Consider the following 12,552-nt stretch of genomic DNA (forward strand, 5'->3'; position numbering starts at 1 on the left):
CTCAGCTCCCCTGCGCATGCAGCCGCACCGGCAGCGCGCGGAACGTCCGAAGGAACGCCGAGGGCTCCCGGGTCGGCTGCCCGGCAAATGCCAGCGTGGGGAAGCGGGCCTGGATCCGCGGCAGGCTCTCGGCCAACTGCACCCGGGCCAGTTGCGCACCGAGGCAGAAGTGAATGCCGTGGCCGAAGCTCAGCATGATCTTCCCGTCGGTCGACATGCCTGGACTGGTGCCGTAGAACCGCGCGGGATCGAAGCGATCGGGATCGGCGAAGGCGTCCGGGTCGCGATTGCCGGACGCGATCAGCACGCGCACGTCCGCGTTCTTCGGAATCACCACGCCGCCCAGTTCGATGTCGCGCTGGGCGATACGCGGGATGGAGCTGAACATAACGGGCGCGTCGCAGCGCAGGACTTCTTCGACGAATGCCTTCACCCCCACGGCGTCTCCCTGCAGCCAGTGCCGCTGTTCGGGATACGCCAGCATCGCCAGGACCGCATGGTCGATGCTCGCAGCAGTGGTGACGAAACCGCCCAGCAGCATGCCCCACAGCATGCTGATCAACTCCGCATCCGACAGTGTGTCGGCATCGTCGTCATGTGCGCCGACCAGCATCGACACGATGTCGCGGCGGGGATCGGTGCGCTTGCGCTGTATGAGGTCGCCGAAGTAGGCCCGCACCCTGGCGCTGGCCACGTCCGCCGCGGCGAGCTGGGGATCGCTGGCGTGTGGGCCCAGGCCTTCCAGAATGGCGCCGATGCCGGCAGCGAGCTCGAACATGTCGTCTTGGGGCATGCCGAACAGTTCGGCGAAAACCAGCATGGGCAAGGCCAGCGCGAATTCCCGATGCAGGTCCACCGGCTCCCCGCGCTCCAGCGCGGGCGTTATGCCGTCCAGGCGCGCTGCGACGATGCGCGCGATGCTCGGCCGCAGGTTGTCGATCTGGCCCATGGTGAAATCGCGCGAGATCAGCCGGCGCAGACGCGTATGCGTCGGTGGGTCCTTCATCGCTAGCGTGGACGCCAACAGATTGAGCGACGGGCTGGTCGCCGCACGCGAGAAATAGCGCGCCAGTTCGCCGGGCGCCGGACCCCGAAACGCATCGCCCGTGGCCTTGAGCGCCCAGTAGATGTCGGCGTGGCGGCTCAACAAAAAGAGGCCCGACGCCGCGCGATGCACCGGATCGTGCTCGCGCAACCATCGCATGAACGGATACGGGTCGTGGATGCACGCTGGCGACGCCAGTTCGGCGAAGGCGTCCCGGCATGCTGCCGTGGTTTCTTGCACGTCCATCCTGGTTACCTGTTGGCGGGCTGATCTGACCGGCGCGCGGCAGATTCCGGAGAAGATCGAGATCGCCCGTGGCGTCCGCGACATCACCAGAGCACCGGGAACTGCTCGAACCCGCCCGTGATGATCTCCTTGCGCAACTTCAGTTGTTCCGGCGCCACGGCCAGGCGCAGCGCGGGAAGGCGCTGGAAGATCGAACCGAACACCACCTTGAGCTCCAGCCTGGCCAGCGCCACGCCGATGCACGCGTGCGGCCCGTAGGAAAAAGCCAGGTGCGGCTTTTCCTGGCGTTCGATATCGAAGATTTCCGGGTCGTCGAAATGGTGCGGATCGAACGACGTTGCCGGCAGGCCGACCAGCACCTTGCTCTCCGCGGGAATATGCTCGCCCGCGATGGTCACGTCGGTCCTCGGATAGCGCATGATGCCATCCCAGCCCGCGCCCGGCGGGTACATGCGCAGGATTTCCTCTACCGCCTTGTCGACCAGGGACGGATCGCCGACCAGGCGTTCGCGCTGTTGCGGATGGCGGAACATGGCTAGCAGGCCGAATTCGATCTGTGCGACGGTGCTCTCGTGCCCCGCCACCAGCATGCCCGCCGCCAGGCCAACCGCCTCTTCCTCGCTCGCCTTGCCCTGGTCGACCGCAGCGAGCAGATCCGTCAGCAGGTTGTCGTCCGGATCCTGGCGCTTGTCGCGCATCTTGCCGCGAATGTAGGCGCGCAGTTCTTCCCAGGCCAGGCGGGACGCGCTGCGCGGGCCGCTTTCATGCTGGTGCGTCATCACCTCATCGGACAGCCCGGCGAAAAAGGCGTGATCCTCGTAGAGCACGCCCATCAGCGCGCTGATGACCATGGCCGGAAGCGGAAAGGAGAGGTGGCGCCGCAGGTCGGCGGGCTGGGGCTGGGCCGCCAGCGTCTCGAACAAGTGCGCGGCGATCGCTTCGACCTGCGGCACGAGCAGCTTCACCCTGCGGTTACTGAAGGCCGGCGCCACGATCGCGCGTAGCCGGGCATGCTCGCGCCCCTCGTGCGAGACCAGCCACCCCGGCGAACCGAGAATCACCGAATCCGGGGTGAATGCCGCCGGCGGCATTCCCGCGGGCCGGAACGCCGCGTCGGACAGCACCGCCTTGGCCTCGTCATAGCCTGTCACCCACCAGCCTTCGTGCCCGGAGGGGAAGCGCACGCGGTGGATCGGACCGCTGGCGCGTAGCGCCAACATCTCGGGCGAGGGCTCGATGTGATCGACGCGCCACATCGGCAGCGTCGGCAAGGGTTGTTGTTCGGACATGGTGGCACTTCACTCTCTAAGCGATGGAAGGGCGGAAGGTGACCGGCAGGCGCTGCGGGCAGCGAATGACGTAAGACGGCATGTAGACGACGTCCTCCGCGGCGATGGTCAGCGCCAGATGCTCCAGCCGCACGAACAGCGCGGGGAAGGCGCAGCCCAATTCTAGACGCGCCAGCGCTGCGCCCAGGCAGAAATGCGGCCCCTGGCCGAACGACAGGTGCGGGTTGCGCCGCCGGGTGACATCGAACCTGTCGGCATCGCCATAGATCGACTGACCGTACGGATTGGTGAAGGAGGTTCGACCGTGCCCCCGATGTGTCCGCCAATATAGCCTCCGGACCAGTCCCACACCGTGAACAGAGCAAATCGCGTGCCGAAGTGAATTCGCAGGCTCAGCAGGCACTACATAGCTGCGCGTAGTGTCAGGTTTCTGGCATTCAGTCTCAATGCCGACAACGGGCGCAGCAAGTGCCCGACAAAGGCCTGCTCTCGCGCTGAATGTGCGGGGCAGCCCTTGCGCGAAATTTCAAGCATCTGGATTGGCTGCAGCAGGTGTGGTTCGCCGGAAACCACTCCGATGCCGCCGGGGTCATCGAACGCGATCGCGTCAGCCTGTCCGGAGGGCAAGACCTCGCCGCCTTCGTGGCTCTGGTTACCTAGATGCGGAAGCTCGGGGACGGGGCGCGGTCGCAGCGTCACGATGCCGGGAGTGGACTGAGCGCGAGCTAGATAAGGCGATTCAAGCTATCCTTGAGGGGGTGCCGGCAGCGAAGTTGAAGGACAAGATCGGCACTCTGGAAGCACGCAAGCATGAGCGTCTGCTCAAGGCCGTGCAGCAGCGCCTTGATGCAAACACAGAGGCGATGCGCCAGCATCGCGAGACAGTCGAGCATCCGTTCGGCACGATAAGGCTCGCATGGGAGCGACGCAATTCTTGAACCAAACGCTTCCAAAAGTAGCTACGGAGATGCCTCTCGGTTCTGGCCTTTAGCGTAGGGCGCATTAGGGTCTGTACCTAAATAGCGCCACGTGATTCTCTTGCCTACGTGTTGATTCGGGGGCGAGAGAATGCGCGCTGGTTTGTTTTGGCTGAACGACAGGCAATGGGCGCGTATCGAACCGCATCTGCCGAGGGGACTGACGGGGCCGGATCGGGACGACGACCGACGCATCGTCAGCGGCATCATTCACATGCTGCAATCGGGTGCACGATGGCGTGATTGTCCACGTGAATACGGCCCTTACACGACGATCTACAATCGCTTCAATCGCTGGGCCAAGCGAGGACGATGGTGCGCAATCTTCGAAGCGCTGGCCAAGCCTGGCGAAGACGGCGTCGTACTGTCGCTCGACTCGACTCGATTAAAGCTCACCGGTGTGCCTCCGGCGGAAAAGGGGGGAGCACAATCAAGCAATCGGCCGCTCGCGCGGAGGCCGCACGACAAAAATCCATGCGCTGAGCGATCCGCTCTGCCGGCCGGTCGTCCTGCATCTGACTCCAGGCCAGGATGCCGATGTCGCTGCGGCTCCCGATGTCCTGGCGCTCGCGCCACCCATGAGCGTGCTCCTCGCCGACAAAGGGTATGATGGCGACAAGCTTCGCGGCGAAATCATTCGTCGTGGCGCCAAGCCCGTAATCCCCAATAAATCTAACCGTGTCGTCATCCATCGCTTCAACAAACGCGCCTACAAAGGACGAAATGTCATCGAACGCTGCTTTTGCAGGCTCAAGGACTTCCGGCGCATCGCCACGCGATATGACAAGCTCGCCCGTAATTTTTTGGCCGCTGTTCATCTCGCCGCTCTCGTCGCATATTGGCTCAATTGAGTCTGGACCCTAGATTAGCGACCAGCGCCGGGGTGCATTCTGTGGCGCCGCCCGCAGCGGCGCAATCGCTGGAGTCGCGCCCCTCAGGTCCTGCAGGGAGCACCCTGGCAATTTGGAAAACTCCGACGCTTTCACCGTTCGAAGATAAGGTGCCTTGTCAATCAAGACTTTGGCTTTTCAGGATGAAGCTGCTTGTAAGAGTCACAGCTGGACCAATATCGATGCGCCGGCTTTGCGTGCTTCAAAGTTGATGTCGTGGAAAGTCATATTCTGCGCACAGTCGGTCTGGATCAAGCGCGTGGTTCGATAGCGGACGGCATGGATTGTCGCCGCAGCAATTGTTTCTTGGCGACGTCAGTTGAGCAAACCGCAGGCGGCCATTGCGAAACAGAATTGCAATTTGTGCCGACCGTCATGGATAGCGGGGTGCCGCCCCCCCGCTTTCGATGCCGGCACAATCGCAAGCCGGCACGCAGCCGCCTATCCGCTGCAGATTTGCCCCCGCCGCGACCGAACGCAAGCGCCGGCCGACGCATCCGCGCCTTCACAGAAGGCGTCAATCACCGCGGCCTGAAGGCCCAACTCACTGCATCCTTTGCGTCGTGATTGTCGACAAATGCTGCCCGTTGGGATTCCTGTAACGATTGGCGAGGCTTTGTAACAATGAAGCCATCTGGTCAGGATCTGATCGAACAGTAAATTCTCCATAGTTAGGGTCGAAAAGCGTGGTCGTTCCATTCGAGGCCGACGTCGCCACTGTGTGGGCGCCGCCTTCAGCGAAATACAAGCTGAGTAAATGGTTCGATCCGTCTTCATTGATTTCGTTCACCATGGACTTGACGTTCGAAGACTTGCCGAATGCGAATCTCTTCTCTTCTCCAGCCGGTTCCAAGCCTGCTTCCTCCAAAATGGTATTTTGTGCCTGAAGGTCGGCCTGAGAAGATCCTGCTCCCCTGCTTCGTAACTGATCCTTAAGACCTTGATATTGCTGCTGCCGTTCAGCCGCTGAGGCGTGCGTTTGCGATCCGGGTGTAAGCGCACTCATTCGGGTTGATGGGCTGTTGCTAAGATTGCGGAACCACTCCGCAGTCAGCCCGACGCAGATGCCGTCCACATTCGCATCACGCAGGTCGGCCGTTCTGTATTCGAACAAGGAGGTGGCCGGACTAGAGCTGGCCCCGCAAATTCGGACAGTAGCTTGAGTGGATTTTCTGCCTGACAGCGGCGAGGATTCTTGCTGCGAATCAGGAGCGAAGATGACGAAGAAGAGCCGCCGGACGCATTCTCCGGCATTCAAGGCGAAGGTTGCTTTGGCTGCGGTCAAAGGAGACAAGACACTGGCGGAGCTGGCGCAACTGTTTGATGTTCATCCGAACCAGATCACGATCTGGAAAAACCAGCTCCTGGAAGGCGCCGCCGGCGTGTTTGGGCATGACAAGACATCGGCCGAGACGCCGGTCGATTTGAAGGCGTTACATGCCAAGATCGGCGAGCTGGCGTTGGAAAACGATTTTTTGTCCGGCGCGCTCACCAAGGCGGGCCTGCTGAGCGCAAAGCGATGATCGACCGCGGTCATGATCTTTCTATCGTGCGCCAGGCGAAGGTCCTGAAGCTGGCTCGCAGCACGGTCTACTATGAACCTCGGCCAGTTTCGGCCGAGGACCTTGCCTTGATGCGTCGGCTCGATGAGCTGCATCTCGATTATCCCTTCGCGGGAGCGCGTATGCTGCGATCGTTGCTGCGGCGGGAGGGGGTATACGCCGGTCGCCGCCACATCGCGACGCTGATGAAGCGCATGGGGATCGAGGCGGTCTATCGTCGCCCGAACACGAGCAAGCCGGCTCCGGGTCACAAGATCTACCCGTACCTGTTGCGCGGATTGAAGATCGAGCGGCCCGACCATGCGTGGGCAATGGACATCACCTACATTCCGATGCGGCGTGGCTTCGTCTATCTCGCGGCGGTCGTCGATGTGTTCAGCCGACGGGTCCTGGCCCATCGCGTCTCGATCACAATGGAGGCGGCCTTCTGCGTCCAAGCGGTCCAGGAGGCGTTGGCGAAGCACGGCAGGCCCGAGATTTTCAACACGGATCAGGGCAGCCAGTTCACCAGCCTCGAGTTCACCGATGTGCTGCTGGACGCGAAGATCGCCATCAGCATGGACGGCAAGGGCGCCTGGCGCGACAACGTGTTTGTCGAGCGGCTCTGGCGCACGGTCAAATACGAAGAAGTTTATCTCCGCGCCTACGACAGCGTGTCCGAGGCGCGAGCGTCAATTGCCAAGTATCTGGCCTTCTACAATCAGGGACGCCCTCACTCGAGCCTTGACGGGCGCACGCCCGACGAGGCTTACTTCGGCACGCAAGCTATGGTGATGGCCGCATGACCGTCGCCGACGATTTTGTCGTCGCTCTGGTCGGGCTACGCCCTCCCGACGCAACGACAAAATCGTAAAGCCCCGCGTTCAGCATAACCCGGCAGGAATCCACTTAAATCCAGCGGGGCGCTGTCCAAACAACCGGGGCCAGCTCTAACCATCGTGTCGCCTGTTCCCATCCTAAGGGCGAAAGCGAAGAGGAAGGCATCGGGAGTTACGAGTGGGGCTTCGGTTTGAGCGAGTGGGTAAAGTCCGGCCTTTCGTCCCAAGTGCGTGCGCAGATTGAGGGGTATCTCTGTTGGCCGCTGCGGAGCTTTAGCGTAGGGTTCCCTAAAAGGGAGGCTGAATAGATGCTTACGTCGCCGACGGTTGGATTCGTTAGGACTTGGCAGGAGGAGTCTAAGCGCTGGACATACACCCTCACAACTTTACTGGGGGATTGGTTGAATCAGGCAGAGAGGCAATTCGGCACGCGTGATCGGAGCTGGACGATCCTTGGAATTGAGGTGGGAGGCCCTCGCCCTGGTGTTTGGTTTCCGCAGTACTCGCAGGAAAGCAGATGCGTGGTGATTCATCTGAGCGACACTTGTCAGTCGAATGAAGAGCAAGCGCGTTTCGAACTGTCTCAGGAAATAGTGCACCTCCTTACCCCGAACGGGGGTGGCGCCGCCCTTAACATTGAGGAGGGAATTGCCACCCTGTTTGCAAACCTGGTTGGGCCAAGGCACGTGAACGCCCCTTCTTATGTGAAGGTGTTGGGCTATGTGGAGGAACTTCTGAAGATTGACCCTGAGGCGATCATTAAGCTGCGAGCGAATAGCGATAGGTTTCAGGATTTCACTCCGGAGTTTATCCAGAAGCGGGTTACAGGCGTGTCTGATCAGCTAGCCTCCGACCTTTGCACGCCCTATCGGGACTAGACTGGTGAGTATGCTGTTCGAGCAAACCTTGGCCCAGATGGAGGCGTGATCGTGGTCTGGGTCTTTGGCTTCGGGTCTCTCACCTTTGATGGATGGCAGTCCGAGTTCGGCTGCGCGGGGTCTCAGCGCGCAACGCTTCGTGGCTATCGTCGAACCTTCAATAAGAAGTCAGTGGTTAACTGGGGGACCAAAGAGAACCCTGGCATCACGCTGAATCTGGAGCCGTTTGATGGGGCCAGCTGTGAGGGAGCCGCTTTTGAGTTTCCGGACAATGACAAAATACCGGTCCTCTTACGTGCTCTGCGAAAAAGAGAAGCGTGTGATCCGACAGATCTGCAGGTGCTGTTGGCCGACGGGCGCTCGGTAGACGCCAAGGTATACATCTATGAGGGAGTAAACCCGCTCGGTTCGACGATAAGCACTGCCAAGAAGGCAGAGATGATCCTCAAGGCCCGAGGCACTAGTGGCAGTGCACTGGATTATGTGAGGAGGAATTTTGAAGGCCTGCACGATGTGGGTTTAGAAGATCCGGCCGTTACCGAGCTATGGCAAGCAGTGCAGGCTCTCCGGGGCTAGGATTTGCCTTTGAGGGTATGGGAGAGGGTATAGCTCCGGCAGATGAGCTCGGTAGCGAGGCGATAGCAGACCATCCGTCCCGGCTGGGGCCTCGTCAAGAATGCTGCCTCAAAGTGTGACATCTATCACATTCAGGCAGGTCTAAGTCGCTGATTTAGCACAAATGCTAGCACAGAAATATTTCTACGTTGATTTAGTGACGATATCTCAATTGCTTGCGTCGATTACCATCCGTCTCGAATCGTGGTGGCTTGGTCCTTAGAGAACCATGTCTCCCCTCGTCGCGAAAGAAGGCTATCCTATACGCAGATTGTCTGCGGACACTTTGCCGGAGCTGCCGGTCTTGCGCTCGAAGCTGATCCGGGCCCCCTCAGCAAGGGAGGTGTATCCGGCCTTCTCGACTGACCTGATGTGCACGAATACGTCGGCTTCGCCATCATCGGGCTTGATAAATCCATAACCCTTTGTCGCGCTGAACCACTTCACAATACCGGTTGCCACTACAATGTCTCCATCTCAAACAACAGCGATCTAAGTATGGTTTGCGAAGGGCATCAAGCCGGTGCGCGGGGTATGCAATGTTGCTCCGGCACGATATGGAGCAACATCGTCGCCGGGCGTGAGCTTAGGGAGGGGCTAGCTGGAACGCCCATCGCGCGCCCTCAGCGGCTTCCGGCGGAGGTGCCGGCGACTGGCACTGTGGTCTTGTCGGCCCGGCGCAAGCGCGGGAAGCCTACTTGCAAGGGGTTTCTCAACCATGCCTTCGAGCGTTCGCTCCTGAGAGTCAGGTACGCTCTTCTGTTCCAGAAGAGCAAGAAAGGCCCGCCCTTTGTCCGTTATGATCCATTGTCCGGGTTCCCGCGTAACCAGCCCTTGTCCGAAAATATTGAGATCCGGCGTCTGCGCCGCCAATCGCTTCGTACGATCCGTCCACTCCGGACCGCTGGTGTAGAACACCGCCAGGTAATCCTTGAGGACGGCAAGGCTCGCCCGGCCCTCCGGTTGGCCGGCGAGAATCCTAAGTATCGAGACCTGAAAACTCACTTTCTCCAACCAAACGCGGTAGCACCAAAGCCGCAAATCTTAGCGGCACCTGCCGGACCCCGCGCTCCACTTTAAAACAAGAACCTCAAAACAAATGCTGATGCGGATCCGGCAGATTGGGACGCAAATGTAGACCGTAAACGGTACGAGAGGCCCACGGAGCCACGGACTTGGTGCGGACGGCCTACGCACCGCGCTTGAAGCGTATAGGCATCCAGAACTGCCGGAGGGCCTCGACGGTTGCTGGAATGTTGCGCCAGGCGTTTTGGATGATGGGCTGCGTTCCCAGCGTGCGCCGGGCCGGGGGTAGCAAGGGTCGACCGGCGTCGTCGATGCAATGGACCAAGATCGGCCGCAGCATAAGGTGTTCGGTTCCATTCGGGGGGAGAAGCCGCGACCAGACGAGAAGCCGAAGCTTCATGACGGCGTAGAAGCCCATGCACCAGGGCTGCGGGTCGACTTCGCCGTCCGGTGATCGCACGAACAGCGGCTCGAAGCTCTCCGGTCTCGTCGACAGCGTCTCGCTGATAGCGTTGTGGCGCATCAGCGTGGCGGCGATTGCCGAGAACTCCTCGGTGTCGTGATTGAAGGCGTCGGGATCTACGCCGAGGAGCGGGCACACCCATTCCTCGGACGCCATCGAGACCGGCCCGGCGACGACCGCGGCCACCGCGCCATCGAGCATGGAGAGCGACGTCGCCCGCGGATGCCGAAGCGTCGGCGACCTGGCGCGCTTGCTGATCCATTGCCCGAGCCGTTCGAACGACATGGCATAGTCCGCCATCGTCGTCTTGCGTGCTTTTCGCGTTCCCCGCCCTTGCTTCGGCTTCGTCATGCCACGGCCCGCTTTTCGGCTTCGCGTGCGGCCTTCCAGTTCCAGGCCAGAAGTTCGTGAAGCTGGTTGGTCTTCGTGGCGCCGCTCACCATGCGATCGAGAACGTCGACGAGATACGCCTCGGGGTCGAGGCCATTCAATTTCGCTGTGTTAAGAAGCGAAGCGAGTATCGCCCAGGTCTCGCCCCCGCCTTCGTCACCACTGAACAACGAGTTCTTTTTTCCGATCGCAATTGGCCTGATCGATCGTTCGACCGTGTTGGTGTCCGGCTCGAGCCGCCCGTCATCCAGGAACGTCGTCAGGCCCTGCCAGCGTTCGAGCATGTAGTCGATCGCCTTGATGAGCGTCGAGCGGCGGGAGATCCCGTCCTTCACCGCGATCAGACGGGCCCTCAACGCCTCCATCAGCGGCTTCGTCTCGGCCTGTCGCGTCGCGCGGCGTTCCCCAGCATCGAGACCGCGGATCCTCTCCTCGATCGCGTAGACGGCCGCAATGCGCTCGATGACCTCCGCGGCGAAGGGTGAGTTCGTCGTCTTGTGCACCCTCACGAAGTTGCGGCGCGCGTGAACGAGACAATACGCCAGCTGGATCTGGCCCGACATCATCGCATCGCCCGCCAGCGAGGCGTAGGCGGCATAGCCGTCGACTTGCAGCACGCCTTCGAAGCCGGCTAACTGCGCCACGATCTCCTTTTTGCCGCGACCACCTGCGAACACGTAGGCGACCGCCGGCGGCGCCGGCCCCTTCCACGCCCGATCGTCCGTCGCGTGCGCCCAGAACTGGCAGATCCTCGTGCGGCCGCGTCCCGGATCGAGCACTGGCATCGGCGTCTCGTCGCAGAACAGCCGCTCGAAGCCGTGCATAGTCTTCAGTTGCAGATCGTAGAGGCCCCTGACCAGCCACGCCGCGCTCCCCATCCAGCGCGCCAGCGTCTGACGGTCGACGACGACACCCTGACCCGCCAGGATCTGCGTCTGGCGATAGAGCGTCGATTGCCAGGCATATTTGGCCGCGGCGATATGCGCGATCAGCGCCGTCGTTGCCATGCCGCCCTCGACGAGCCGCGCCGGTGCCGGGGCCTGGACAATCGGGCCCTCACAGGAGCGGCAGGCGTATTTTGGACGGATCGTGCGGAGCACGCGCAGCCACGCGGGAACCCGATCGAGCGCTTCGCTGCTCTCCTCGCCGATCCGATGCATCTGACCCGTGCAGCACGGGCACAGCGTGGACGCCGGCTCGATCACCCGCTCGACCCGAGGCAGATGCGCCGGCAGCGCGCCGATGTTGCGCTTCGCTTTGCGCCGCTCCGGCCGCGGCGCGTCCGGTTTGTCGTCATTGGCCGGGAGCTGTGAGCCGGCGGTCCGTTCCAGATCAAACGCGATCTGTTCGGCGCAGACGATCGCCGCGCGCTCCGATCGTGCGCCGAAGATCAGGCTCTTCAACGTGGCGATCTCTGCGCGCAGATCATCGTTCTCGCCTTCGAAAGCCAGCACCATCTCGGCAAGAGCCGCAGGGTCAGAGGGGAGATCTTCGGGGCGAAGCGCCATATCGCAGAGCTACACGAACGCACTCGCAATCGCCAGCAAAACAAGACGCTTCAGGCAACCTTCGTCGGCCGCTTCGTCACCTTCGGGACCACACGCGACCACTCCGCAAGACCTTCAATCAGCATCGCCAGTTGCGCCCCCGTCACCGGCATCGTACCCTCGCGAACAGGTGGCCAGGCAAAGCCCCCATTCTCCAGCCACTTCGTCGCTAGAACCATTCCCGAGCCGTCAAAAACCAGTAGCTTCAAACGATCCGATCGCTTCGATCGGAAGACATAAACGTCACCGCTGTAGGGCTTGCCGCCTAATCCCTCCGCTACCAGCGCGACAAGGCCATGAACGCCTTTACGAAAGTCAATCGGCTGCGTCGCGACGAACACACGGACCATTGGACCGAAAGAGATCATCGCGTCGATCTCACCGCCGCCAGCACGCGCTCCAGCGTCGCGGCGTCGACGCCGACGGGCACGCGCACCGTCGCGCCCGCGATCATCACCTCGATCCGCTCGGCCGGATCCGTCAGAACATGCGCCTTATCGATCGCGTTCGGCTGCGCCTCGACGGCGGCCTGGAGCCTGACTTGCACGAACTGCGGCGCTTCGCTCGACGCGAGCCGCGCCTGGCGCCGCCACACACTGAGCAGTCCCCGGTTCACCCCGTTGCGTCGAGCCACCTCGGAAATGCTCGTCTCCGGATCGGCACTCTCGGCCACGATCCGCGCCTTCTCCGCATCGCTCCAACTGCGCCGTCGCCTCTCCCCTGTGATCACCTCGATCCGCTGATAGGAGGCGGCATCATGCCCGTCTTGATGTCTGTCTTGATGCATGGAACGAGCGTCCCTCGCG

General features: G+C 61.6%; 12 protein-coding genes and 2 pseudogenes. 5 read left to right on the forward strand and 9 right to left on the reverse strand.

All coding sequences use genetic code 11. From position 1 onward, the window contains the following. Position 1: 1 nt before the first annotated feature. From ACVJ19_RS42850 to ACVJ19_RS42860, 3 genes are all read right to left on the reverse strand, one after another. Positions 2-1,291, reverse strand: a complete 1,290-nt coding sequence (locus ACVJ19_RS42850) for a cytochrome P450 (protein WP_018647444.1) — start codon at positions 1,289-1,291, stop codon at positions 2-4. 83 nt (positions 1,292-1,374) lie between these two features. Beyond that, entirely contained in the window at positions 1,375-2,580 is a 1,206-nt protein-coding gene (locus ACVJ19_RS42855; RefSeq protein WP_018647443.1) for a cytochrome P450, read from the reverse strand. A gap of 16 nt (positions 2,581-2,596) precedes the next feature. Further along, the gene (locus ACVJ19_RS42860) at positions 2,597-2,929 is read right to left on the reverse strand and encodes a cytochrome P450 (protein WP_269466507.1); all 333 of its coding nucleotides are present in this window, start codon (positions 2,927-2,929) and stop codon (positions 2,597-2,599) included. A gap of 457 nt (positions 2,930-3,386) precedes the next feature. On the opposite strand from ACVJ19_RS42860, the pseudogene ACVJ19_RS42865 reads away from it, so the two are divergent. Together ACVJ19_RS42865 and ACVJ19_RS42870 are read left to right on the forward strand one after the other, a co-directional pair. Next, positions 3,387-3,556, forward strand: a pseudogene (locus ACVJ19_RS42865) (IS5/IS1182 family transposase); the annotation flags it as partial. Between the two features lie 70 nt (positions 3,557-3,626). Beyond that, positions 3,627-4,408, forward strand: a pseudogene (locus ACVJ19_RS42870) (IS5-like element ISBj2 family transposase). A 583-nt stretch (positions 4,409-4,991) separates the two neighbouring features. Here ACVJ19_RS42870 and ACVJ19_RS42875 read toward each other — a convergent pair. Further along, a complete protein-coding gene (locus ACVJ19_RS42875) occupies positions 4,992-5,561 on the reverse strand; it encodes a YopT-type cysteine protease domain-containing protein (RefSeq protein WP_304567195.1) in 570 nt (189 codons plus the stop codon). 103 nt (positions 5,562-5,664) lie between these two features. Here ACVJ19_RS42875 and ACVJ19_RS42880 point away from each other — a divergent pair. The 3 genes from ACVJ19_RS42880 to ACVJ19_RS42890 all read left to right on the forward strand — a co-directional run bounded on the left by ACVJ19_RS42880 (position 5,665) and on the right by ACVJ19_RS42890 (position 8,281). Continuing rightward, a protein-coding gene (locus ACVJ19_RS42880; protein ID WP_085967575.1) for an IS3-like element ISRj2 family transposase occupies positions 5,665-6,794 on the forward strand; the annotation gives its coding sequence in 2 pieces (ribosomal slippage) (positions 5,665-5,917 and positions 5,917-6,794; 1,131 coding nt in all). A 554-nt stretch (positions 6,795-7,348) separates the two neighbouring features. After that, a complete protein-coding gene (locus tag ACVJ19_RS42885; protein WP_223153695.1) occupies positions 7,349-7,705 on the forward strand; it encodes a hypothetical protein in 357 nt (118 codons plus the stop codon). Between the two features lie 45 nt (positions 7,706-7,750). Next, the gene (locus ACVJ19_RS42890) at positions 7,751-8,281 is read left to right on the forward strand and encodes a gamma-glutamylcyclotransferase (protein WP_095425214.1); all 531 of its coding nucleotides are present in this window, start codon (positions 7,751-7,753) and stop codon (positions 8,279-8,281) included. A 294-nt stretch (positions 8,282-8,575) separates the two neighbouring features. Here ACVJ19_RS42890 and ACVJ19_RS42895 read toward each other — a convergent pair whose 3' ends face one another. The 5 genes from ACVJ19_RS42895 to tnpA form a co-directional block, all read right to left on the reverse strand. After that, positions 8,576-8,782: a cold-shock protein gene (locus ACVJ19_RS42895; protein ID WP_011084914.1), complete on the reverse strand. Its 207-nt coding sequence runs from the start codon at positions 8,780-8,782 to the stop codon at positions 8,576-8,578. Between the two features lie 727 nt (positions 8,783-9,509). Next, on the reverse strand, positions 9,510-10,160 hold the full coding sequence (locus ACVJ19_RS42900; RefSeq protein ID WP_063712394.1) for a UPF0149 family protein: 651 nt from the start codon (positions 10,158-10,160) through the stop codon (positions 9,510-9,512). Beyond that, the gene (gene tnpC, locus ACVJ19_RS42905) at positions 10,157-11,707 is read right to left on the reverse strand and encodes an IS66 family transposase (RefSeq protein WP_035681142.1); all 1,551 of its coding nucleotides are present in this window, start codon (positions 11,705-11,707) and stop codon (positions 10,157-10,159) included. Before tnpC ends, ACVJ19_RS42900 begins: the two co-directional genes overlap by 4 nt. A 50-nt stretch (positions 11,708-11,757) precedes the next feature. Then, positions 11,758-12,114 (reverse strand): IS66 family insertion sequence element accessory protein TnpB, encoded by a 357-nt coding sequence (tnpB, locus tag ACVJ19_RS42910; RefSeq protein WP_018273742.1) that lies wholly within the window; start codon positions 12,112-12,114, stop codon positions 11,758-11,760. Continuing rightward, the gene (gene tnpA, locus ACVJ19_RS42915; RefSeq protein WP_424578819.1) at positions 12,111-12,533 is read right to left on the reverse strand and encodes an IS66-like element accessory protein TnpA; all 423 of its coding nucleotides are present in this window, start codon (positions 12,531-12,533) and stop codon (positions 12,111-12,113) included. The genes tnpB and tnpA overlap by 4 nt, the downstream gene beginning before the upstream one ends. Positions 12,534-12,552 lie beyond the last annotated feature (19 nt).

This window comes from Bradyrhizobium sp. USDA 376 (genome assembly GCF_054063675.1).

Bases quoted from the DNA above. Each gene is read 5' to 3' on its own strand.
- tnpA (WP_424578819.1), bottom strand. From the start codon at position 12,533: ATGCATCAAGACAGACATCAAGACGGGCATGATGCCGCCTCCTATCAG.
- ACVJ19_RS42855 (WP_018647443.1), bottom strand. From the start codon at position 2,580: ATGTCCGAACAACAACCCTTGCCGACGCTGCCGATGTGGCGCGTCGAT.
- tnpC (WP_035681142.1), bottom strand. From the start codon at position 11,707: ATGGCGCTTCGCCCCGAAGATCTCCCCTCTGACCCTGCGGCTCTTGCC.
- tnpB (WP_018273742.1), bottom strand. From the start codon at position 12,114: ATGATCTCTTTCGGTCCAATGGTCCGTGTGTTCGTCGCGACGCAGCCG.
- ACVJ19_RS42850 (WP_018647444.1), bottom strand. From the start codon at position 1,291: ATGGACGTGCAAGAAACCACGGCAGCATGCCGGGACGCCTTCGCCGAA.
- ACVJ19_RS42900 (WP_063712394.1), bottom strand. From the start codon at position 10,160: ATGACGAAGCCGAAGCAAGGGCGGGGAACGCGAAAAGCACGCAAGACG.